The organism is Yinghuangia sp. YIM S09857, assembly GCF_051388915.1.
Classification (GTDB): Bacteria; Actinomycetota; Actinomycetes; order Streptomycetales; family Streptomycetaceae; genus Yinghuangia.
In genome coordinates this window covers 270,769-292,903 of record NZ_JBPKBH010000004.1, presented here as the reverse complement: position 1 = coordinate 292,903, position 22,135 = coordinate 270,769, and the positions used below count along the sequence as shown (strand labels likewise).

21 protein-coding genes and 1 pseudogene are annotated in these 22,135 nt (G+C 72.5%); 14 read left to right on the top strand and 8 right to left on the bottom strand.

Going from position 1 to position 22,135, the window contains the following annotated elements; translation table 11 throughout:
• The first annotated feature begins 94 nt into the window (after positions 1–94).
• A complete protein-coding gene (hpnH, locus tag ACRX5S_RS10165) occupies positions 95–1,099 on the top strand; it encodes an adenosyl-hopene transferase HpnH (RefSeq protein ID WP_436772499.1) in 1,005 nt (334 codons plus the stop codon).
• A gap of 165 nt (positions 1,100–1,264) precedes the next feature.
• Here hpnH and ACRX5S_RS10160 read toward each other — a convergent pair whose 3' ends face one another.
• The gene (locus tag ACRX5S_RS10160; protein ID WP_436772498.1) at positions 1,265–1,543 is read right to left on the bottom strand and encodes a hypothetical protein; all 279 of its coding nucleotides are present in this window, start codon (positions 1,541–1,543) and stop codon (positions 1,265–1,267) included.
• Positions 1,544–1,645: 102 nt separating this feature from the next.
• Between ACRX5S_RS10160 and ACRX5S_RS10155 the strand changes: the two genes are divergently transcribed.
• Together ACRX5S_RS10155 and add are read left to right on the top strand one after the other, a co-directional pair.
• A complete protein-coding gene (locus tag ACRX5S_RS10155) occupies positions 1,646–2,605 on the top strand; it encodes a helix-turn-helix domain-containing protein (RefSeq protein ID WP_436772497.1) in 960 nt (319 codons plus the stop codon).
• A gap of 88 nt (positions 2,606–2,693) precedes the next feature.
• Positions 2,694–3,797: an adenosine deaminase gene (gene add / locus ACRX5S_RS10150; protein ID WP_436772496.1), complete on the top strand. Its 1,104-nt coding sequence runs from the start codon at positions 2,694–2,696 to the stop codon at positions 3,795–3,797.
• A gap of 243 nt (positions 3,798–4,040) precedes the next feature.
• Here add and ACRX5S_RS10145 read toward each other — a convergent pair whose 3' ends face one another.
• On the bottom strand, positions 4,041–4,730 hold the full coding sequence (locus tag ACRX5S_RS10145) for a TIGR00266 family protein (protein WP_436772495.1): 690 nt from the start codon (positions 4,728–4,730) through the stop codon (positions 4,041–4,043).
• Between the two features lie 194 nt (positions 4,731–4,924).
• Between ACRX5S_RS10145 and ACRX5S_RS10140 the strand changes: the two genes are divergently transcribed.
• The 5 genes from ACRX5S_RS10140 (at position 4,925) to ACRX5S_RS10120 (ending at position 9,395) form a co-directional block, all read left to right on the top strand.
• Positions 4,925–5,704 carry an enoyl-CoA hydratase/isomerase family protein gene (locus tag ACRX5S_RS10140; protein WP_436772494.1) on the top strand — a complete coding sequence of 260 codons (780 nt, stop codon included), beginning with the start codon at positions 4,925–4,927 and terminating at the stop codon, positions 5,702–5,704.
• Positions 5,705–5,713: 9 nt separating this feature from the next.
• Positions 5,714–6,619 (top strand): SDR family oxidoreductase, encoded by a 906-nt coding sequence (locus ACRX5S_RS10135; RefSeq protein WP_436772493.1) that lies wholly within the window; start codon positions 5,714–5,716, stop codon positions 6,617–6,619.
• A 112-nt stretch (positions 6,620–6,731) separates the two neighbouring features.
• Complete coding sequence (gene rpmG, locus ACRX5S_RS10130) at positions 6,732–6,896, top strand: 50S ribosomal protein L33 (protein WP_436772492.1); 165 nt, start codon at positions 6,732–6,734, stop codon at positions 6,894–6,896.
• Positions 6,897–7,000: 104 nt separating this feature from the next.
• Positions 7,001–7,243 carry a type B 50S ribosomal protein L31 gene (locus tag ACRX5S_RS10125; RefSeq protein WP_436772491.1) on the top strand — a complete coding sequence of 81 codons (243 nt, stop codon included), beginning with the start codon at positions 7,001–7,003 and terminating at the stop codon, positions 7,241–7,243.
• A gap of 994 nt (positions 7,244–8,237) precedes the next feature.
• A complete protein-coding gene (locus ACRX5S_RS10120) occupies positions 8,238–9,395 on the top strand; it encodes a magnesium and cobalt transport protein CorA (RefSeq protein WP_436772490.1) in 1,158 nt (385 codons plus the stop codon).
• Positions 9,396–9,474: 79 nt separating this feature from the next.
• Here ACRX5S_RS10120 and ACRX5S_RS10115 read toward each other — a convergent pair whose 3' ends face one another.
• Together ACRX5S_RS10115 and ACRX5S_RS10110 are read right to left on the bottom strand one after the other, a co-directional pair.
• The gene (locus ACRX5S_RS10115; protein WP_436772489.1) at positions 9,475–10,272 is read right to left on the bottom strand and encodes a tyrosine-protein phosphatase; all 798 of its coding nucleotides are present in this window, start codon (positions 10,270–10,272) and stop codon (positions 9,475–9,477) included.
• Positions 10,273–10,324: 52 nt separating this feature from the next.
• Positions 10,325–10,903, bottom strand: coding sequence for a TIGR03086 family metal-binding protein (locus ACRX5S_RS10110; protein ID WP_436772488.1), 579 nt, complete (start codon positions 10,901–10,903; stop codon positions 10,325–10,327).
• A 183-nt stretch (positions 10,904–11,086) separates the two neighbouring features.
• On the opposite strand from ACRX5S_RS10110, the gene ACRX5S_RS10105 reads away from it, so the two are divergent.
• Entirely contained in the window at positions 11,087–11,743 is a 657-nt protein-coding gene (locus ACRX5S_RS10105) for a vWA domain-containing protein (RefSeq protein WP_436772487.1), read from the top strand.
• A gap of 102 nt (positions 11,744–11,845) precedes the next feature.
• Here ACRX5S_RS10105 and ACRX5S_RS10100 read toward each other — a convergent pair whose 3' ends face one another.
• Entirely contained in the window at positions 11,846–13,324 is a 1,479-nt protein-coding gene (locus ACRX5S_RS10100) for an MFS transporter (protein ID WP_436772486.1), read from the bottom strand.
• A gap of 262 nt (positions 13,325–13,586) precedes the next feature.
• Between ACRX5S_RS10100 and ACRX5S_RS10095 the strand changes: the two genes are divergently transcribed.
• Positions 13,587–14,492 (top strand): helix-turn-helix transcriptional regulator, encoded by a 906-nt coding sequence (locus tag ACRX5S_RS10095; RefSeq protein WP_436772485.1) that lies wholly within the window; start codon positions 13,587–13,589, stop codon positions 14,490–14,492.
• Here ACRX5S_RS10095 and ACRX5S_RS10090 read toward each other — a convergent pair.
• Both ACRX5S_RS10090 and ACRX5S_RS10085 read right to left on the bottom strand, forming a co-directional pair.
• Positions 14,467–15,372, bottom strand: coding sequence for a GNAT family N-acetyltransferase (locus ACRX5S_RS10090; protein WP_436772752.1), 906 nt, complete (start codon positions 15,370–15,372; stop codon positions 14,467–14,469). The two genes, ACRX5S_RS10095 and ACRX5S_RS10090, sit on opposite strands and share 26 nt — an antisense overlap.
• Before the next feature lie 274 nt (positions 15,373–15,646).
• A complete protein-coding gene (locus tag ACRX5S_RS10085) occupies positions 15,647–16,288 on the bottom strand; it encodes a TNT domain-containing protein (RefSeq protein ID WP_436772484.1) in 642 nt (213 codons plus the stop codon).
• A 175-nt stretch (positions 16,289–16,463) separates the two neighbouring features.
• Here ACRX5S_RS10085 and ACRX5S_RS10080 point away from each other — a divergent pair, with 175 nt between their 5' ends.
• The 3 genes from ACRX5S_RS10080 to ACRX5S_RS10070 all read left to right on the top strand — a co-directional run bounded on the left by ACRX5S_RS10080 (position 16,464) and on the right by ACRX5S_RS10070 (position 19,580).
• Positions 16,464–17,696: a cytochrome P450 gene (locus ACRX5S_RS10080; RefSeq protein ID WP_436772483.1), complete on the top strand. Its 1,233-nt coding sequence runs from the start codon at positions 16,464–16,466 to the stop codon at positions 17,694–17,696.
• Between the two features lie 19 nt (positions 17,697–17,715).
• On the top strand, positions 17,716–18,636 hold the full coding sequence (locus ACRX5S_RS10075) for a helix-turn-helix transcriptional regulator (protein ID WP_436772482.1): 921 nt from the start codon (positions 17,716–17,718) through the stop codon (positions 18,634–18,636).
• Positions 18,637–18,830: 194 nt separating this feature from the next.
• Positions 18,831–19,580, top strand: coding sequence for an alpha/beta fold hydrolase (locus tag ACRX5S_RS10070; RefSeq protein WP_436772481.1), 750 nt, complete (start codon positions 18,831–18,833; stop codon positions 19,578–19,580).
• A 16-nt stretch (positions 19,581–19,596) separates the two neighbouring features.
• Here the strand turns inward: ACRX5S_RS10070 and ACRX5S_RS10065 are convergent, their stop codons facing one another.
• On the bottom strand, positions 19,597–19,797 hold the full coding sequence (locus ACRX5S_RS10065; RefSeq protein ID WP_358349715.1) for a hypothetical protein: 201 nt from the start codon (positions 19,795–19,797) through the stop codon (positions 19,597–19,599).
• A 799-nt stretch (positions 19,798–20,596) separates the two neighbouring features.
• Here ACRX5S_RS10065 and ACRX5S_RS10060 point away from each other — a divergent pair.
• Positions 20,597–21,925, top strand: a pseudogene (locus ACRX5S_RS10060) (hemolysin family protein); the annotation flags it as partial.
• Positions 21,926–22,135: the final 210 nt, after the last annotated feature.

The following is a 22,135-nucleotide window of genomic DNA, read 5'->3' as shown; positions in this document are numbered from 1 at the left end:
AGACATACAGCGTGTATGTTGATGTCGACAGCAACCGGTGAGTGTCGGGCATCCACGCAGGCCCGGACTGTGCCGAGAGGGGCGAGGAAGAACTATGGGTCTGCCGCTGAACCTGGCCGCGAAGATCGGTACGCATCTCGTCAAGCAGAAGATCAAGCGCAACGACAAGTTCACGATGATCGTGGAGATCGAGCCGCTGTTCGCGTGCAACCTCAAGTGCGGGGGCTGCGGGAAGATCCAGCAGCCGCACGACGTCCTCAAGAAGCGCATGCCCGTCGAGCAGGTCGTCGCGGCGGTCGAGGAGTGCGGCGCGCCGATGGTCTCGCTCGCGGGCGGCGAGCCGCTGATGCACAAGGACATCGACAAGATCGTCCAGGCGCTGCTGGACCGCAAGAAGTTCGTGGTGCTGTGCACCAACGCGGTGCTGCTGCCCAAGCACCTGCACAAGTTCAAGCCCAGCCGCAACTTCGCCTGGATGGTCCACCTCGACGGACTTGAGGAGCGCCACGACCAGGCGGTCGCGAAGGAGGGCGTGTTCAAGGAGGCCGTCGCGGCCATCAAGATGGCCAAGGACGCCGGCTTCCAGGTCTTCACGAACAGCACGTTCTTCAACACCGACTCGCCCGAGTCGGTGCGCGAGGTGCTCGACTACCTCAACGACGACCTCAAGGTCGACCGCATGCAGATCTCGCCCGGGTACGCGTACGAGAAGGCGCCGATCCAGAACCGGTTCCTCGGCGTCGAGCAGACCCGCGCGATGTTCCGCGAGGCGTTCTCCGACGGCAAGCGCAAGAAGTGGCGGCTCAACCACTCCGCGCTTTTCCTGGACTTCCTGGAGGGCAAGCGGGAGTTCGAGTGCACGCCGTGGGCGATCCCGTCCTACTCGCTGCTCGGTTGGCAGCAGCCGTGCTACCTGATGGGCGACGGGTACGTGGAGACGTACAAGGAGCTCATCGAGACCACCGAGTGGGACAACTTCGGGCGCGGCAAGGACCCGCGCTGCGACAACTGCATGGCCCACTGCGGGTACGAGCCGACGGCGGTCCTGGCCACCATGGGCTCGCTCAAGGAGAGCCTGCGCGCGGTCGTCAGCGGCTGATCCGCGACGTCGCCCCGGGCACCCGCCCGGGCAAGTCGTCAGAAACACCGAGAACCGCCGAGATCCGCCGGTCCCCGATTCGGGGACCGGCGGATCTCGGCGGCGTCTTCGGTCGGTGGCACTCTCGGTCGGCGCGCTGTCGGTCGGCGGCGCTCCGGCCACGCGTCAGACGAGAGTGCCCTGCTCGTCGCGGTCGCGCGTCACGGCCACGAACTCGACCTGGCGGGAGCCGAACACGCGGCGGGCGAGGAGGTTCTTGCCGCCGCCGCGTCCGGATGCTCTGGCTTCGGCCGCGTCCGACGTATCGGAGGGCAAGTACGCGGGCCCGTGGCCGGGTTGCCAGTCGCGCCCGTCGCGGCTGTCGGCGACGCGGCCGTTGGCGGCGAGGTAGCCCAGGAGGGCGAGGACTGCGGGGGCTCCGAGGAGGATCATCGTCGTCGTCATGTATCCAGGGTGCCGTCGGCGGACCCACGCAGCGAGTGGCAGGACTGCCATTTTCTGACAAGATACTGCCAAAACTTCGACCGGTCTGGCAGAGTGTCCGGCATGCTGCAAAATGTCGTCACGGTGGCCGTCCCCGGCGTGCATCCCTTCGAACTCGGCGTCGCCTGCGAGGTCTTCGGCATCGACCGGAGCGACCACGGGCTGCCGGTCTACGACTTCGCGGTCGCCACCCCCGAGCCCGGCGGCGTGCCGACCGCGAGCGGCTTCTCGATCCTGGTCGAGCACGGGCTCGAACGCATCGCCGCCGCCGACCTGGTGGTGGTCCCGGCGTCCGGCGTACGCGCCGAGGACGACCCGGAATCGGAGGGGCTGCTGGGCGCACTCCGCGAGGCCGTGGACCGCGGTGCGCGCGTGCTCAGCATGTGCTCGGGCGCGTTCATGCTCGGCGCCGCCGGCCTGCTCGACGGCCGCGACTGCACCACCCATTGGATGTACGCCGAGCTCCTGGCCCGTCGGCACCCGGCCGCCCGGGTCCGGCCGGACGTCCTCTACATCGAGGACCGCGGGGTCGTGACCGGCGCCGGGACCGCGGCCGGCATCGACGCCTGCCTGCACATCGTGCGGCAGGAGAACGGCAGCCGGGTCGCCAACACCATCGCGCGCCGCATGGTCGTACCACCGCACCGAGACGGCGGGCAGGCACAGTACGTGGCGCGGCCCCTCGCCTCCCCCGAGTGCAGTCAGATGCAGGCCACCCTCGACTGGCTCCAGGACAACCTGGCCAACGACGTGACGATCGAGCAGATGGCGGCGTACGCGCGCATGTCGCAGCGCACGTTCGCCCGCAAGTTCCAGCAGGAGACGGGCACGACGCCGTACGAATGGCTGGTCGCCCAGCGGGTGCTGGCGGCGCAGGAACTGCTGGAGGAGACCGCGATGACGGTCGACTCGGTGGCCGCGCGGACCGGCTTCGGCAGCGCGGCGACGCTGCGGCACCACTTCCTCAAGCGGCGCGGCGCGACCCCGCAGGCGTACCGGCGCCTCTTCCGCGGCGCCGCCTGAGACGCCGCGGAACGCCCCGGCACCGCGCCGCGCCCGCTCGCCGTGATCGAATGGCCGCAACGCTCCGAACAGCACGGGAGAAGACCGCGTGACCGTCCCTGCCTCCAGTCCCACCGCCGCCGAGGCCGCCGCCGAGAACACCGCCGCGGCCGTCTCCGCCTCCGCGCCCGCCTCGGACGCGTTCCTCGCGGGCCTCCCCAAGGTCGAGCTGCACGTGCACCTGGAGGGTTCGCTGCTGCCCGAGACGCTGCTGACGCTCGCCCGGAAGCACCGGCTCGCCGACATCCCGCAGACGGTCGAGGCCATCGAGGGCTGGTACGCCTTCAAGGACTTCCCGCACTTCATCCAGGTCTACGTCAAGGCCCTCGAAGGCCTGCGCGACGAGGAGGATTTCGCACTCCTCGCCGCGGTGACCGGCCGCGCGCTCGCCGCTCAGAACGTCCGATACGCCGAGGTCCACGTCAGCCTGCAAAGCCACCTCGTGCGCGGCATCCCGGCCGAGGTGGTGTTCGCCGGAATCGAGGCGGGCCGCGCCGAGGCCGAGCGGGAGACCGGCATCCGGCTGCGCTGGATCCCCGACTTCGCCGGGCAGTTCGGCCCCGAGGCGGGCGAACTGACCCTGGACGCCGTGCTGGCCCACGGCCCGGCGAGCGTGGTCGGCTTCGGCGTCGGCGGCATCGAGGTGGAGCGCGACCCGTTCGAGGCGGTGTTCGCGCGGGCGCGCGCTGCGGGGCTCAAGAGCCTGCCGCACGCGGGTGAGGTCGAGGGCCCGGACCGCGTATGGTCCGCGATCCGCGCGCTCAAGGCCGAGCGCATCGGGCACGGCATCCGCAGCATGGACGACCCGGAGCTGGTGGCGTACCTCCGCGACACGCAGCTCCCGCTGGACGTCTCCCCCACCTCCAACCTGCGCACATCCGCGGTCGCCCGCCCCGAGGACCACCCGCTGCCGCGCATGATCGCCGAGGGCCTGATGGTCACCCTCAACTCCGACGACCCGCCGATGTTCGGCACCACGCTCCTCGGCGAATACCGCTTCGCCCGCAAACTGGGCCTCACCGCCGGCACCCTCGTCGACCTCGCCCGCAACGGCGTCCGCGCGTCCTACCTCGACCCGACCGACAAGAGCGCACTGTTGGCCGAAATCGCCGCTTATGAAGCTAACAGCACGGAAGCACCTCAAAACACCTGATACGGCAAACGCCTGATACCGCGCGCGATCAGCGGCGCGTGGACCGAGGTGCACGCCGCTCGAAGTGTCGGGCGCACGCCCGCCGACCCGGGAGGTGGGCGGAGAGGTGGTGGTCGGGACAGCTCGGATCGCAGGTCTGCGCGAGGACGTGACCGGAAGCAGTGGACCGGACATGCCCGGCGTGCCCGCGGACCCGAAAGGTGGGCGATCAGGCCATCGCGGGCCGGGCCGAGCACACGCCACCTACGCCCGCGAGCCCGGGAGGTTCGCCGTCAGATAGGAGATCAAGCCGCTCGGGTTGCGGGACTGGGCCAGAACACGGCCGGGGCCGGTGAAGTCGAAGACGAAGCCCTCGCCGGACTTCATGCTCTGGATGGAACGGCCCTGGACCGCGCGGCGGATCTGGAAGGTGATCGTGGGCGCGTAGGCGACGACATGGCCGGTGTCGACGACAACCTGCTCACCCGGCTCCAGGTCGATGACGTCGAGGGCGCCGAAGCAGCTCGCCACCACCACGCCCTGCCCCGAAGCCTCGACCAGGAAGCCGCCCTCGCCGCCGAAGAGGTTGCGGGCGCCGCCCCACTTGGTGTCGATCGTGACGCCGGACGAATTGGCCAGCCAGCAGCCCTTCGTCAGCAGGAAGCGGTCCTGGCCCGGCTCCAGGTCGATGGTGATCGCGTCGCCCGGGAGGTTCGCCGCGACGTCGACCCAGCCGCCCTGCGGTGGTGCGGTGAAGGTGGTCTGGTACAGCGATTCGCCGCCCAGCACGCTGCGTTTGAGGCCGCGCATGAGGCCGCCCTCGATCTTGGCGTCGATCGACACCCCCGCGCTGTGCGCGAGCATCGCGCCGCTCTCGGCACGCATCTGCTCGCCGCCGGCCAGGACGCACCGGGCGACCGTGAACGAGGGGTTGTGGCGTAGCTGGACCTTCATGGGCGGCTCCCGTCGGACGCGGTCTCTGCCTCCAGGATCGGTGATTCGCGACACTCCCGCCGGGTGCCACACGCCGCATTACCGGGCATCCGCCGAACGGGCCACCCGCCCTGCCCTCGAAACCGCCGCCCCGTTGGTATATGCAGGTCAAGTGACACATCGTCAGATCCACGCCGAGCACCGACGGAGGCCAAGTGGCGGACAAAGTCCTGCTTGAGTACGACGGTCCGATCGCCACGATCACCAACAACAACCCGGACAAGCACAACGCGTTCGACGACGACATGGACCAACAGCTCTGGCAGATCCTGGCCGAGCTGCGGACGCGCAACGACGTGCGGGCGGTGATCTGGCGGGCCGAGGGCAAGTCGTTCTCGTCCGGCCGCGATGTGGGGGCCATCGGCGGCGGCCAGGTCACCATGACGCACCACGAGCTGATGACGCGCGGGCACCGGGGCGTCCAGCAGATGTTCGACCTCGACGCACCCATCCTGGTCGCCTGCAAGGGCTGGTCGATCGGCGCGTCGTTCCAGCGCGCGCTGCTCGCCGACATCCGGGTGGCCGCGGAAGGCTCCCGGTTCATGCTGCCGGAGGTGACGCACGGCGTCATCCCGGACACCGGCGGCGTCGGCCGGCTGTTCCAGATCTGCGGCCACGGGGTGGCCTCCGACCTGGTCCTGACCGGACGGCCGATGGGCGTGGAGGAGGCGTACGCGCACGGCGTCGTCTCGCGCGTGGTCCCCGCGGACCAGCTGGACGCGACCGTGCGCGAGATGGCCGAGAAGATCGCCGCGGCCCCGTTCGCGACCGTCAAGACCGCCCGCCGCGTCATCAAGCACCTCGCCGAGCCGGAGGTCCGCAGCTCGATGGCCGAGGAGCTGATCGCCCAGACCTACCTGAGCCGTTCCGACGACCTGGCCGAGTTCCGCGCCGCCCGCGCCGAGAACCGTCCGCCGCACTTCACGGGAAGCTGAGCCGCCGACATGACCGAGAACCAGAGCGACAAGAAGAGCCCGTACCAGGGCCTGCCGGAGCCGGCCCCGTTGGGCGCGAGCGCCCTGCCGCCGGGGACGTACGACGGAACCGTGGTGTTCGTCACCGGCGGCGGCACGGGTCTGGGCAAGGCCATCGCGAGCGAGTACGCCCGCCTGGGCGCCGACATCGTCGTAGCCAGCCGCAAGGACGACCACCTCAAGTCCGCCCGCGAGGGCCTGGAAGGGCTCGGGGGCCGGGTCGCCACGGTGACCTGCGACATCCGCGACCCCGAGGCGATCGCCGCGGCCTTCGACGCCGCCGAGTCGCACTTCGGGCTGCCGCACGTCCTGATCAACAACGCCGCGGCGAACTTCCCCGTCCCGGCCGAGGACATGTCGCCCAACGCGTGGCGCACCGTCGTCGACATCACCCTCAACGGCACGTACTTCTGCGCCCGCGAGTTCGCCCGGCGCCACCTTGCCGCGGGCACCCCCGGCTCGATCGTCAACATCGGGGCGTCGTACGCCTGGACCGGCGGCCCCGGCTTCGCGCACAGCGCGGCGGCCAAGGCGGGCGTCAAGAACATGGTCGAGACGCTGGCCGTGGAGTGGGGCCCGTACGGGATCCAGATCAACGGCCTGGTCCCGGGCCTCTTCCCGCACACCGACATGACCGCCGACATCCGCGGCAACGTCGACCGGGAACACGACAAGGACCCGCTCCAGCCGGCCCTGAGGGTGGGCCGGGTGCGCGAGCTGGGCTGGGCGGCGACCTTCCTGACCTCGCCGTACGCCCGGTTCATCTCCGGCCACACGCTGGTCGTCGACGGCGCCAACTGGCAGCGGCGGGCCCTGCTCAACCCGCCCGTCGTGACCGTGCGGGATCAGATGGGGAAGGGGCCGTTCGAGCTCTGACCTGCGGTGATGCCGTGATGAACGGCCACATGGAATATCCGCTGACGGAAATCGTTCTCACTCATGTGCCGCGGTCGGAATCGCGGCGCCGAGAGAGACGAGGAGGCCCCCGATGGCACGAAGCGATCTGCGCCCCGTGGTGAAGCTGCGGTCGACGGCAGGCACCGGACAGACGTATGTCACGCGCAAGAGCCGCCGGAACGATCCGGACCGGCTGGAGCTGCGCAAGTACGACCCGGTCGCCCGGCGTCACGTGGTGTTCCGCGAGGAGCGCTGACCCGCCGCACGCACCCGCTGCCCGCGCACGATCCGCCCGCGCAGCAGGCGCCCATCAGCCGCACATCCGCCGCGTACGCGGCATACGCCGCACAGGAGGCTTCCATGCGTTCCGCCATCCACCCCGAGTACCGCGAGATCGTCTTCCGCGACAAGTCCGCCGACTTCGCGTTCCTGACGCGATCCACCCTCGACAGCGACAAGACCGTCGAGTGGACGGACGGCAAGACCTACCCCGTGGTCGACGTCGACATCTCGGCCGCAAGCCATCCTTTCTGGACCGGCAAGGGCCGCGTCCTGGACACCGCCGGCCGGATCGAGCAGTTCAACCGGCGCTACGGACGCTGACCGTTCGACGAGCCGCTTGCCGAGACCCCGACCAAGGTTCTCGGCAAGAGGTCCGACGCTTGGACCCACGGGCGACAAATCCGCGGAAACCGCGCGGCAAAAGGGACAATAGTCGGGGGGGGCGACCCCCCCCCGTCGGCCCCCCCCCCCCCCCCCCCCGCCCCCCCCCCCCCCCCCCCCCCCCCCCCCCCCCCCCCCCCCCCCCCCCCCCCCCCCCCCCCCCCCCCCCCCCCCCCCCCCCCCCCCCCCCCCCCCCCCCCCCCCCCCCCCCCCCCCCCCCCCCCCCCCCCCCCCCCCCCCCCCCCCCCCCCCCCCCCCCCCCCCCCCCCCCCCCCCCCCCCCCCCCCCCCCCCCCCCCCCCCCCCCCCCCCCCCCCCCCCCCCCCCCCCCCCCCCCCCCCCCCCCCCCCCCCCCCCCCCCCCCCCCCCCCCCCCCCCCCCCCCCCCCCCCCCCCCCCCCCCCCCCCCCCCCCCCCCCCCCCCCCCCCCCCCCCCCCCCCCCCCCCCCCCCCCCCCCCCCCCCCCCCCCCCCCCCCCCCCCCCCCCCCCCCCCCCCCCCCCCCCCCCCCCCCCCCCCCCCCCCCCCCCCCCCCCCCCCCCCCCCCCCCCCCCCCCCCCCCCCCCCCCCCCCCCCCCCCCCCCCCCCCCCCCCCCCCCCCCCCCCCCCCCCCCCCCCCCCCCCCCCCCCCCCCCCCCCCCCCCCCCCCCCCCCCCCCCCCCCCCCCCCCCCCCCCCCCCCCCCCCCCCCCCCCCCCCCCCCCCCCCCCCCCCCCCCCCCCCCCCCCCCCCCCCCCCCCCCCCCCCCCCCCCCCCCCCCCCCCCCCCCCCCCCCCCCCCCCCCCCCGACGCCGTTCCCGACGCCACTCCCGCGCCCGCGCGCACCCCGGAGGCCCCCCGATGGACGACATCCGATGAGCGACACCCGATGAGCGGCTCGTGATGTGCGGAACCTCCCGGGCGACCCCCGGGCAGGCTCATCCGGTGAGGGGGCACCGATGAGCGACCGGCGCCGCTCCTACCTGCGCGGCCGCCGGCACGCCTCCCCCGACCGCTCGGGCGAGGCCGGGTCCGAGCGGTCGCCCGAGCAGTCGATGGACCCGCGTCCGGTTGAACCGCCGCCCCTGCCCGTCGAGAACAGCCTCATCGACAGCGCGCTCTACGTCGACGGCCGCCGCGTCGCCTCGCCCGACACGCTCGCCGAGACGTACCGCTTCCTGCACGAACGCCCCGGCGCCATGGCCTGGATCGGCCTCTACCGCCCCGCCGAGGCACAACTGCTGTCCGCCGCCGAGGAGTTCGGGCTGCACGAGCTCGCGGTGGAGGACGCGATCGTGGCACACCAGCGCCCCAAGCTGGAGCGCTACGGCGACACCCTCTTCGCGGTGCTGCGCGCCGCGCGCTACCTGGACGACGTCGAGGAGGTCGACTTCGGCGAACTGCACGTCTTCATGGGCCGCAACTTCGTCCTGACCGTGCGGCACGCCGAGGCCCCGGACCTGGCCGCCGTGCGCCGCTGGGTCGAGGAGCGCCCCGACCTGCTGCGCCTGGGCCCCGAGGCGGTGCTGTACGCGATCCTCGACACCGTCGTCGACGAGTACGCCCCCGTGGTGGCCGGGCTCCAGCACGACATCGACGAGATCGAGACCGAAGTCTTCCTCGGCGAGCCCAACGTCTCCCGCCGCATCTACGAACTCGGCCGCGAGGTCATCGAGTTCCAGCGCGCCGGCCGCCCGCTGCTGGGCATCCTGCGCGACCTGTCGCTGGGCTTCGAGAAGTACGCGGTGGACGACGAACTGCGACGCTACCTCCGCGACGTCGAGGACCACGCCACCACCGTCGTGGAACGCGTCGACGGGTTCCGCCAGATGCTCCAGAACATCATGTCCGTCAACGCCACCCTCGTGACGCAGAAGCAGAACGAGGAGATGAAGCAGCTCACCCAGGTGAGCCTGGCGCAGAACGAAGAGGTCAAGAAGATCTCGGCGTGGGCGGCCATCCTGTTCGCCCCGACCCTCATCGGGACGATCTACGGCATGAACTTCACCGAGATGCCGGAACTGACCTGGGTCGCGGGCTACCCGTTCGCGATCGGGCTGATGGCTCTGGTCTGCGTGACGCTGTACGTGGTCTTCAAACGCCGCGACTGGCTCTGACCCGACCACGGGGCGCCACCGAGGGAGTGCCTTCGCGTTCCCTCGCATGCGGGCCCCGGCGGGAATGTGGAGGCATGGCTCAGCCCGCCGCGACCAGGTACCGCGTCCGCAGCGCCGCCACGAGCGCGTCGTCCACGCCGAGCTGCGCTTCCGCGTACCCGCGCAGCGAGCCGTGTTCCGCCTCCGCCCAGGCCAGGAAGCGCCGCATGAGACCTGCGGGTGCCCGCCCGTAGCCCGGCCAGGTCAGTTCGCGGTCCGCCGGTACCCAGGAGCGCCAGTCGGCGACAAGCCGCTCGGTGGCGAGACCGGTGAGGGCGAAGTCGGCGACGATCACCTCGTCGTCCACCCCCAGGAGGGTCAGGACCAGCGCGCCGATGATGCCGGTGCGGTCCTTGCCCGAGGTGCAGTGGAACACCGCGGGGCCGGCGGCCGCGGCCAGGACGTCGAGGGCGCCGCGGATCTCCTTGACGCCGTCCGCCGCGACCTCGGCGTACTTCTCCACCAGGAAGGTCTCGACGTCGACGTCCGGCCCCAGCGCCGCCTGGTCGTACGGCCGGTGCTCGATGCTCAGGTTGTGGTAGTCGAGCCCGTCCTGCTCGGGGACCCGGCCGCGCTTCGCGATCTCCCACGGGTACCGCAGGTCGACCACGGTGCGGATGCCCAGGGCGGCGAACCGCTCCCGGTCGGCGGAGGCGTCGTCCCCGCGCAGCTTGCCGAGCGAATCGGCGCGGTAGAGCCGCCCCCACGCCACCACGAGACCGTCGGCGGCCGGGTAGCCGCCCAGGTCGCGGAAGTTGTGCAAGCGGTCGAAAGCCACATGGCGCCGCGCCGTCGCGGCGGCGCCGATCTGCGGGTCCATCTGCGGATTCGTCGGCATCTGCGCATGCTACGGGGCGGCGGACGCCCCCGCCGGAGCCAAGTGCCGACGGTCAGCCGCGGTCGGGGGACGTCCAACCGGGGTCGCGGCCGGAGTCGGCGAGGAGCCGTACGAACGCGTCGGCGTCCTCGGGCGCCGCGCACGGCTCGCCGAGCACGCCCGTCTTCCGGGCGGTCGGGCCCATCACGGCCAGCAGTTCGGCGAGTTCGGGCACCGTCTCGGGCGCGGGCTCGAACGGCTGCCCCGTCGCGCGGGCGAGGTCCCACGCGTGCACGGTCAGGTCGAGCAGCGCCATCTGCCCCACGGTGCGCGCCGGTAGGCCCATTCCCGGGGACACGCCCTCCTCGCTGCCCGGTGCCGCCCATGCCTCGGTGAGGCGCTCGGTCTCGGCGGCGAACGCATCGCGCCAGGCGCCGTGGAGGTAGTCGGGGGTCTGCGACCAGTCGGGCAGTTGCTTGGCTGCCAGCTCCTGGAAGTTCACGACGACCAGGTACAGGTGGTTGGCCAGGTCGGCGACGGTGTACTCGACGCAGGGCGTGGGCGCGTCCATGAGGTCGTCCGGTAGGCCCTGGACCACGAGGACGGCGCGCTCTGCGGCGGCGGCAAGAAGATCGGTCATGCGCGTGCTCATGAACCCCACGCTATGCCGCGGGGCCGCGAGGCTCTTGAAGAAACGCGACAGCAGGGGGATCGCGGCCCAGGCGGGCCGCCGGCGGCGGGCGGGAAATGCCGAGCGGCACGGGCCGCGGCGATGGAGGATGGTTGCGGAGGACGCGGAACCCGGGGAGCGGAAATTCGAGGAGGAGCCGACGAGATGACCGATCCTGACCTGCGCCACATTGCGGTCGTCCTGGATCGTTCGGGATCGATGCAAAGTGTCAAGGACGACACCGAGGGCGGGCTGAAGGCCTTCCTGGAGGACCAGCGCGAAGTCGAGGCGCGCACCACGGTCTCGCTGTACCAGTTCGACGACCGCTACGAAGTGGTCTACGAGAACAAGTTGGTGACCGAGGCCCCCGACTTCACGCTGCGCCCGCGCGGTATGACGGCGCTGCTGGACGCGGTCGGCCGGACCATCGCCAAGGTCGGCGAGGACTTGGCGGGCCTGCCAGAGGCGCGGCGTCCCGGCGAGGTGATCATGGTGATCCTCACCGACGGGCAGGAGAACGCCTCGTCCGAGTACTCGCTGTCCCGGGTGCGCGAGATGATCACGCATCAGCAGGAGCGGTACGGCTGGGTGTTCGTGTTCCTGGGCGCTGACCAGGACGCCTTCGCGGCGGCCGGCGGCATGGGCATCGCGGCCGGGCAGGCGATGAGCTACAGCAGCAAGAAGACCCGCCAGACGTTCCAGTCGGCAAGTTCGATGCTGCGCCGGGCCCGGCAGGCGCCGGCCCCGGCCGCGGGCGCGGCTCCGGGCGCCTCGCCGTACTCCTTCTCGCAGGAGGAGCGCGACCAGAGCAGCGACGACTGACGAAGACGGCCGGTTCGACGACGGCTGACGAGTGGGGCTGACGACGGGGAAGGGAAGGGCACCGGTCACGGCGGCCCTTCCCCTCCCCGGCGTGCGGAACCGTCAGCGCGGCCCCGCCGACCGCGCCCGCCGGACCAGGGCGAAAGCCACCAGCAACGCCCCCGCCAGCACGATCGCCGCGTCCACGAGCACGCCCGCGCTGATGCCGGACAGCAGCGCGTCGGCCTCGGAGCGCGTGCCGGTCTCCCCGTCCATGCGTGCGGTCACGACCGAGCTGATGACCGGGATGCCCATCGCGAGGCCCACCTGCTGGGTCATGGACGCGATGCCGGTGACGAGTCCCTGCTCGTCGTCCGCGACGCCCGAGGTGCTGGTGACCATGTAGCCGACGATGGCGAACAGGTGGCCGACGCCGCCGAGCGAGAGCGCGGCCAGCACCAGGGCCAACTGCCCGCGCGAGTCGCCCACGTTGAACAGCGCCGCCGTCGTGACGCCTTGCAGCACCAGGCCGACGACCAGCGCCGCCGCGCTCCCGATCCGGGCGATCACGCGCGGTGCCGCGACGCCGCCGAAGAAGCAGGCGATGCCGACGACGCCGAACGCCAGTCCGGTCTGGAGCGCGGAGTAGCCGAGCACCTGCTGCAAGTACAGCGTCATGACGTAGACAAGGGCGGACTCCATCGTGAAGGTCACGAACCCCCCGACGTTGCCCCAGCTCACGGTGCGCCGGCGAAGCATGCGCACGGACGCGAGGGGCGCGTCCGCGTGGAGTTCGACGTACCAGAACGCCACCAGCAGCACGGCGCCCGCGGCGAGAGTCGTGAGGGCGACGGTGTCGCCCCAACCGTCCTCCCCCGCACGGGTGATGCCGTACACGAGTGCCAGCAGACCGCCCGCGGCGGTGAGCGCGCCGGGCACGTCGAGCCGGGTGCTGCCGGACGCCTTGCTCTCGGCGATGACCGCCGGGGTCGCCAGGATGACGGCCGCCGCGATCGGCACGTTGACGAGGAACGCCCAGCGCCAGCTGAGCGCGTCGGTCAGCACGCCGCCGAAGACCGCGCCCGCGGTGAACCCGGACGCGAGCAGCGCGCCGTTCAACCCCAGCGCCCGGTCGCGCAGCGGCCCCTCCGGGAAGGACGTGGTCAGCAGCGACAACGCGGCGGGCGTGGCCATCGCGGTAGCGAGGCCCTGGACGACCCGGCCGATCAGCAGGACGCCCGGGGTCGGGGCGAGCCCGCCGACGAGCGAGCCGACGATCAGCAGCGCCATGCCGAGCATGAACATGCGGCGGCGTCCGACCAGGTCGGCCAAGCGGCCGAAGACCAGCGTGAACCCGGCGGCGGCGAGCGCGAAGGACGTCGCCACCCACTGGAGGTCGGCGAGCCGGAAGCCCAGGCCCTCACCCAGCTTCGGCAGCGCCACGTTGAGGATCGAGAAGTCGACGGCGAGCATGAACTGCGAGCCGAGGAGCAGGACGAGGATCAGCCGCTGACGCGGCGTCATACGCGGTGCCGCGCCGGTGCGTCCGGGCGGCCCGGACTGCGGCGCGGCTGCGGAACCTGTTTCCAGGGTGGTGGACATCGTGGGGTGCCTCTCGGGGACATCGGTGCGACGCCGGCGCGGCGGCCGCCGTCCGCGGTGCGTGCGGGGGCGGCGGCGGACGAGGCGCCGGGTGCGGCGGCGGTGCCGCCTCCTTACGCCGAGAAGCCTCCCGGGAGCGGCACGGCGTACCCAGCCCCCTGCGGGAGATAGGCCCGCGAAGCATGGTTTCCCCGGTCCTGGTACTGACAGGGACACCCTCGCCGCTGGCCCCCGCCACCCGGCCGGGGTAATGCTGGGCGGCATGGAACGACGCGATGACCTGGGAGAATTCCTGCGCAGCCGACGCGCGCGGCTGCGTCCGGAGGACGTGGGGCTGACCGCGTACGGCGCGCGCCGCCGCGTACCAGGCCTGCGCCGCGAGGAGTTGGCCCAGCTCGCCGGGGTCAGCGCCGCGTACTACACGCGGCTCGAACAGGGCCAGAGCGGCAACGCCTCGGACGCCGTCCTGGACGCGCTCGCCCGCGTCCTGCGCCTGGACGGGGACGAGCACGCGCACCTGCGCAACCTCGCCCGCCCCGGGCGGGCCCGGCGCCGCGGAACGGCCAGGCACGAGAGGGTGCGGGCGCCGCTGCGCCGCATGGTGCACGCCATCGACCGGGTGCCGGCGATCCTGGTCGGCCGGTTCGGACACATCCTCGCCTGGAACCGCCTCGGGCACGCGCTGCTCGCGCCGCACTACGACTTCGCCGCCACCGACCGGGCCGCGGACCGGCCCAACTGCGCGCGGCTGGTGTTCCTGGACGCGCACACCCGCGCCCTCTACCCGGACTGGACCGCGAAGGCCCACGACAACGTGGCGTACCTGCGGGTCGCCGCCGGGCAGTACCCCGACGACCCTCAGCTTACCGAGCTGGTCGGCGAACTGACCTTGAAGAGCCGGGAGTTCGCGGAGATGTGGGCGGCGCACCCGGTGCGCGGCAAGCGGCACGGCACGCAGCGGCTGGACCACCCGCTGGTCGGCGGCCTGTCGCTGGAGTACGAGTCGCTGCACCTGCCGGACGACTCCTGCGTGCTCTCCACGTTCACCGCGGAGCCCGGCTCGGCGTCCGAGGCGGCGCTGACGCTGCTCGCCGGGCTCACGCTGCCGACCCGGGCGGAGGCCGGGACGGAGGCGGACGCGGTCACACCGTCCGGGGATCCGCGCTGACCGCGTGCTCCACGACCGGCCCCAGCGGCCGGAACCCCAGCGCCCGGTAGACCGGTTCGCCCTCCCCGGACGCCTGGAGCACCGCGACGGAGTAGCCGAGTTCGGCGGCGGTGCGCACCGCGGCCCGGGACATCGCGCCGCCGTACCCGCGCCTGCGGTGGGCGGCGAGTGTGGCGACGTTGTAGATGCCCGCGACGTCGGCGTGCCCGAAGACCTCGGCGGCCGCGACCGGACGCCCGTCGGCGTACCCGACGAGGTAGCGCGACGCGCTGTCGGGGCCGAGCGCGGTGGCGGCGGTCGCGGCGAAGAACTCGGTGACGGTGGTGGACGCCGGCGTCCAGTTGGCGGCGAGGACGGCGGCGAAGTCGGCCAGTTCGGCGGGGTCCTTGGCGGCGCGGATGTCCAACTCCGGGCCCCGCAGGGCCGGTACGGTCCCCGCCGACTCCACGGCCGACGAATCGGCGGCCGCCGATTCCGCCGCCGACGCCTGCGCGCGCTCGCCCGCCGGGAGCTCCGGGGCCGTACGGTCGAGGCCCATGCCGACGGACTGTTCGGCGACCTCGGCCGGGACCGCCCACATCGCCAGTTCCTGTTCCGCGCACGGCGCGCCCGCGGCCGCCAGGCGCCGCGAGAGGTCCTCCGGCCCGGACGCGGGGCCGATCCACCACGAGAACGGGCGGCCGACGCGGCGCAGGTGCCGCAGCGTGTCGGCGATCCGCAGGTCGGCGTCGCGGGGCGCGAAGCGGGCGTGCGCCACGATGTTGAACGTGTCGTCGTCGAGGCCGCTGTCCGCGAAGGTCACGTCGGGCGTCTCGGTGACGGTCATGTGCCGCGTGCGTCTGTGCAGGTGGCAGGCGTGCTCGGTGAGGTTGAGCTCCATCCGCAGGGCGAGGTCGGCGGCATCCACACCTCCATGATCACACCGGCGGCGGGGGCGGCGGCGCATCGGGGCACGGGTTGCCGTCGCGAGTGTCGGCGCGCACAGGCAGTCGCAGAAACGCCGCCGGGCACAAGGGCCGCCGCCCGCCCACCCGGATCGAATGGACGGGCGGTGGGCGGTCCGCTGCGCTGCCCTGGTCGGGACAGCAGCCGCGGGTCGGACCAGGCTCTTCAGGTCAGGCCCTTCATCAGGGCCCTTGGTCAGGCCGTTCAGGTCAGGGCAGCCGCTTGAGGTAGCCGTTGTCGACCAGCCACAGGACGTTCAGCCGCTCGGGCGCGCCGGGGACGAGGCTGCCGTCCAACTGGTACTGGAGGCCGCCGCCGGGCTGCGCGAACCACGCGGCGATCGGCCCGGCCTTCACGGTGAACGGCTTCACCACGCGGTAGTCGCGGTAGTTGCACCCGGCGGCCGGGGTGCCGTTGAGGCTCTGCGGCGGGATCGCGCGGGCGGCGTACGGCAGGCCCTCGGGCGCGAGGAAGGCGCCGTACTCGCTCCCGTAGCGGTCGACGTCCTGGCCCGGCGACAGTTGCTGCCGCCACGCGACGGGCTGTCCGTCCTTTCCGACGACGTAGCCGTCGGACGGCGGGTAGCGCCATCCGGGCACAGCCGGGTCGTAGTAGGTGTCCAGGAACTGCGGGACCGACATGTGGCCGGTCCTGTCGTACAGGAACAGTTGGAAACCGACGGGACCCAGCTTGGGCAGCGTCTCGGGTCCGAGGCGCGGGTCGCCCTGGTAGGACGCCGTGGAGCATTCGTCCAGCGGCGTGAACTGCGCCGCGGCGCTCGCGGGCGCGGCCAGGGCGCCGACGAGCAGCGTCCAGATGCCGAGCAGAACGGCGGCAAGGCGGTATCTCATGCGCTCCCCCGTGAAGTTCGCACCGCGTTCCGGCGGTGCGCGGTGCGGAATGGGCGCGCCAACGCTAAGGCGCGGCCGGGGGCCGCTCCGGGAGATTCCGCGTCGTCCGCCGCCGATTCACCCGATCGAGCCACGCGAACGGTACGGTTTCCTGACGACTTCCCGAGGGGGCTCCATGCGCAAGCCCGCACCCGCCGCGCTGGCCGGTGTCGACCTGACCGACCTGGACGTCTTCGCCGAGGGCTTCCCGCACGACGTCTTTGCGGCGCACCGCCGCGAGGCGCCGGTGTGGTGGCACGAGCCGACCGCGCACACCCCGGACGGCACCGGGTTCTGGTCGGTGGCGACGTATGCCGAGACGCTGGAGGTGCTGCGCGACGCCGACACCTACTCGTCCGAGCACGGCGGCACGATGCTGGCCGACTCCCCCGCAAGCGGCCTGGTGCTGAACATGATGGACGACCCCCGGCACAACCGGATCCGGCGCCTGGTCAACAAGGGACTGACGCCGCGCATGGTGGCACTCCTCCGCGACGACCTGCTCCGCCGCACACGCGCACTCTTCGACGCCGTCCCCGAGGGCGAGCCGGTCGACTTCCTGGCGGCGGTCGCGGGCGAACTGCCAATGCAGACGATCTGCTCGATGCTCGGCGTCCCGGAGGAGGACCGGCACGAGCTGTTCGGGTACATCGAGCACCTTTTCGACCACCGTGACGGCCGCGACGCCGAGAAGGCCGCCGCGCAGAAGGCGATGTTCGCGTACGGGGCCGCCCTCATCGCGGAGAAGCGCGAGCGGCCCGCCGAGGACATGCTTTCGCTCGTCGTGCACGCCGAACTCGCCGACGTGGACCCGCCACGCCTGACCCAGGTCGAACTGCACATGTTCTTCAACCTCTTGTTCGCGGCAGGCGCGGAGACCACGCGCAACGCCGTCGCCGGCGGCGTGCTGGCGCTCGTGCAGAACCCGGCGCAGTTCGCCGCGCTGCGCGATGCGCCGGAACTGCTGATGGGCAGCGCGGTCGAGGAGGTCATGCGGTGGACGTCGCCGTCGCCGTCCAAGCGGCGGACCGCGACCCGCGACACCGTGCTCGGCGGCATACCCGTCGCGAAGGGCGACAAGGTGCTGGTGTGGGAGGGCTCGGCGAACCGCGACGAGGCGGCCTTCGCGGCCGCCGACCGCTTCGACATCGCGCGGGACCCGAATCCGCACCTGGCGTTCGGGCAGGGCGTGCATTACTGCCTCGGTGCGAACCTCGCCCGGTTGGAGACGCGCACGGTGCTGCGCGCGCTGGTCGACACCTTCGGAACGGTCGAGTCGGCCGGTGCGGTGGAATGGACGCGCAGCAACCGGCACACGGGAATCAGGCACCTCCCGCTGGTGTTCGGCGAAAGGCGTCACGACTCCTGACAACCCGGGGACCACCTGCATGAACCACAAAGCCGAACTGGGAGATTTCCTGCGCTCGCGGCGGGCCCGCCTCCGACCCGAGGACGCGGGCCTGCGGGCATACGGCGAGCGCCGCCGCGTCCCCGGCCTGCGGCGTGAGGAGCTGGCGCAACTCGCGGGCGTCAGCGCGGACTACTACGTGCGCTTCGAGCAGGGCCGCACCGGCAACGTCTCGTCCGAGATCGTCGACGCCGTCGCGGGCGCACTGCGGCTGGACGGCGACGAACGGGCGCACCTCCACCGTCTCGTGCAGGCGGCCCAGGGCTCGCCCGGTGCGGCGGACGCCCGCTCCTACGCTGAGCCGCAGGAGGTCCGCCCCGGGCTGCTCCGCCTGCTGGAGTCGATGCCGCACACGCCCGCGTTCATCGCCGGGCGGCGCACTGACGTCCTGGCGTGGAACCCGCTGTTCGCGGTGCTGGTCGCCGACCCGGGCCTGCTGCCGCCGGGCGATCGCAACAAGGCCCGCATGGTGTTCCTGGACCCCGAGGTACGCGGGCGGTTCGTGAACTGGGAGACAAAGGCGCGCGACATGGTCGCGTACCTGCGCCTGGACGCCGGACGTCACCCGGGCGACCCGGCCCTGGCCGCGCTCGTCGCCGAACTGGGCGAGGGCAGCGCGGAGTTCCGGCGGCTGTGGGCCGAGCACGAGGTGAAGGACAAGTCGCACGGCGGCTATCATCTGCGGCACCCGGAACTGGGCGAGTTCACGTTGGCGTACGAGACCTTCCGGGTCGCGGACGACGACGACCAGCTCCTCATCACCTACACCGCCGAGGCGGGTTCGCCGTCCGAGGCGGGCCTGCGGGTGCTCGTCGAACAGATCGACGCCGCACAGGTCGCGACACAGGCCGCGACACAGGCCGCGGAGCAGACAGAAGGCGCGCGGACAGCGGACGCGTGACGGCAGACTCGTGACGGCATACACATGACGGCAGACGCGCAGGCGCGGGACTTCCGGACAGGACACGCGGGGCCCGCTCCTACCTGACAGAAGATGTCAGGTACCGGCCATAGCGTCGTCCTTGTCAGCAGGGCCGCGACCGGCGGCCCTCGCACAACGGCCCGCGTCCGCGGCGCCCGGCAAGGAGCGGCAGCATGGCGACCATCGTTCTGATCCCCGGATTCTGGCTCGGCGCGTGGGCGTGGGACCGCGTCGCCGAGCCGCTGCGCGCGGCCGGGCACGACGTCCTGCCGGTCACCTTGCCCGGCCTGGCCGAGCGCGCCGGCGAGGGCCCGCAGGGCATCGACCAGGACACGCACATCCAGGCGGTCGTCGACCTGTTCGAGAAGGACGACCTGCGCGACGTGGTGCTGGTCGGGCACAGCGGCGGCGGTATCACGGCGTACGGCGTCCTGGACCGCATCCCGGAGCGCGTCGCCCGCATCGTGTTCGTCGACAGCGGCCCGCTCGCGGACGGCACCGCGCAGTTGGACACGGCCGAGCCGGAGGAGCAGGAAACGATCCGGCGCCAGGTCGCGGAGTCGGGCGGGGTGGCCGTCCCGGTGCCGCCCTTCGACCCGGAGGCCGACCCGGAGAACCTCGCGGGATTGTCGGACGCGGACCTCGCGCTGCTGCGCGAGCGCGGCACCCCTCAGCCGTGGGGCGTCTCGACGGGTCCGCTGCGGCTGGTGAATCCGGCGCGGTACGACGTGCCGAGCCACCTGGTGGCCTCGACGTTCCCGCTGGAGGTGGTCGAGGCGATGACGGCGGCGGGGCACCCGTTCTTCGCGGAGTTCGCGGCGGCGCGCACGCGGTCGGTGCACGCGGTGCCGACCGGGCACTGGCCGATGCTCTCGGAGCCGGCGCGACTGGCGGAGGTCCTCGACACCATCGCGCGGGGCTGAGCGGCGGGAACCGGGGTCAGGAGCGTGCCAGGCGCAGCAGCCGGGCGCGCTCCTCCTCGACGATCTGCTGGGCGCGCCGGACGACCTCCTCAGTCAGGCCGTCGGGTACTTCGCCATGGGTGCGGTAGCGCTGGAGTTCACGGGGGCGGACGCCGGTGATGTCGTACGCCTTGAGTGCGGCCAGGCGTATCGCGTACGCGTCGAGCGTCCGGGTCATCGCCACCTCGTCGGGTCGAACGGGCGCGGCGGCCGTCGGGCCTGCCGCGCTGCCGCCGACGTCTCCGGTGACGGGTCCCGCTCCGGTGTCGGCGGGGGCTCCCGATGGGGTGCCCACACTTGTCTGAACGTGGGAACCGCCTTCCGCGTTGCCGCATTCCTCGATTTTGTCGATCAATCCTGGATTCTCCGCGGCGGGTTCGCTGAGTTGTCCGGGTTTGGTGTGCTCCGTTCGCTGGCGTGGGACCGCCCGGCCCCCGGAACGCCTGCGCCCGGTCTTGCTGTCGTTCAACACCGCCCCCGGTGGTCGCCGCTCGGCTGCCGCGGATGTGAAGGGTCGTCTCCCATCCTTGTCGACATGCACCCCGTTCGGGTTCCCTCGATGGGATGAATTCCCGGGCAACTTGAGGACGACAAAGGACCGCGAGACCGGCACCAGTCGGTACGGATCCCTACAATCCGCTCCACCGTTCGGCGTACTGTGCCCACGGCCGCACAGACTGTCACGGTCCGCGCATCCGCGCCAAGTACTAACGGTCAGTAGCTTTTGACGATCAGTCACGTGACGGCCGACACATCCGGTTCCCACCTGCGGCGCAGCCCGTCCGCAGGCATGGGAACACGGATCTGCGGTGATACGTTCTTATGCCAGCAGGCCAGCCGAAAACGCCGCGGTGCCCGATGAGCGGGCGTCCGCGGACTTCACAAGGAGCGTGTGTGTCCGCCCAAGAGACGGACCCCCCGAGTACCGGTCCCTCCCGAGCCAGTGATCCGCGCGGCGTCGTTCGGGAGGGTGTCCGATGAACGCCGCGTCCGCCGCCTTCGGCATACTCGCCGTCGTCGTCCTGACGGTCGGCACCGGTTTCTTCGTCGCCCAGGAGTTCGCGTACGTCGCGGCCGACCGCGCAGAGCTGCGCCGCCGCTCCGAATCCGGCGACCGCGGCGCGGGCCGCGCACTCAAGGTGACCCGCCGCCTGTCGTTCATGCTCTCCGGCGCGCAACTGGGCATCACCATCACGACGCTGCTGGTGGGCTTCATCGCCCAGCCCGCGCTGGGCGCCCTCCTCTCCCCCGCACTCGACCCCCTCGGCCTGCCCTCCGGCGCCGACACCGCGGTCACCCTCGTGCTCGGCTTCGGCATCGCGACCGGCGTGCAGATGGTCCTCGGCGAACTGATCCCCAAGAACTGGGGCATCGCCGAGCCCGAGCGCGTCAGCGTCCTGCTGGCCGGGCCGACGCTCGCGTACCTGAAGGTCATGGGCCCGGTCATCCGGATGTTCGACAACGTCGCGAACCGCCTCGTGCGCGCGCTCGGCATCGAACCGGTCGAGGAGATCCACGGCGGCGCGACCACCGAGGAACTGGGCCACATCGTCGCCGAGGCGGACCGCGAGGGCGATCTCGCCCCCGAGCTGTCGGACATGCTGCAACGCGCCATCGCCTTCGGTGACCTGACGGTCGATCAGGTGATGGTGCCGCGCCCCGACGTCATACGGGTCCGCGCCGACAGCAGCACCGCCGAACTGATCGCCCTGGTCCAGGAATGCGGTCACTCGCACTACCCCGTCGTCGGCGAGCGCGTCGACGACATCGTGGGCGTGGTCGGCGTCGCCGACCTGCTCGCCGTGGCTCCTGCGGACGCCGACCGCGTGACGGTCGGCGCGATCGCCCGGCAGCCCCTGCTGATCCCCGACACCGCCGGCCTGTCCTCGCTGCTGGAGCAGTTGCGCGCGGTGGACGAGGAGTTCGCCATCGTGCTGGACGAACACGGCGGGCTCGCCGGGATCGTGACGTACGAGGACGTGGCCGAGGAACTGGTCGGCGAGATCGCCGACGAATCCGACGTGGAGTCCGTCGTGGACGCCTGCCCCGAGGACGGCTGGTGGCGCCTCGACGCCGTCCTGCGCGTCGACGAGGTCGAGCGCATCATCGACACCGAGCTGCCCGAGGGGCCGTACGACACCCTCGGCGGGCTGGTCATCGCCCGGCTCGGGCGGCTTCCGGAGGTCGGCGACCGGGTCACGATCCCGGATCCGGACGAGGCCCGGGATCCGGACGCGCCGGTGACGACGGTCGTGGAGATCGAGGTGCTGACCGTCGAGCGGCACGTCCCCGGACTGGTCCGGGTGCGGACGCACGTGCCGCTGGATGCGGTTGTGGAGGCGGGGGCGGGGGCCGCTTCGGGCTCCGGACGGGACTCCGGGCCGGGTGCTGGTTCGGGCGCCGGGTCCGGCTCCGGCCCGGGCAGCGGCTCGGGTGCCGGTTCGGGTGCCGGGGACTTGGCCTGCGGCTCGGACGACGTGGCGGCCGACGGGGACCGGGCGGAGCAGCCCGCGGCG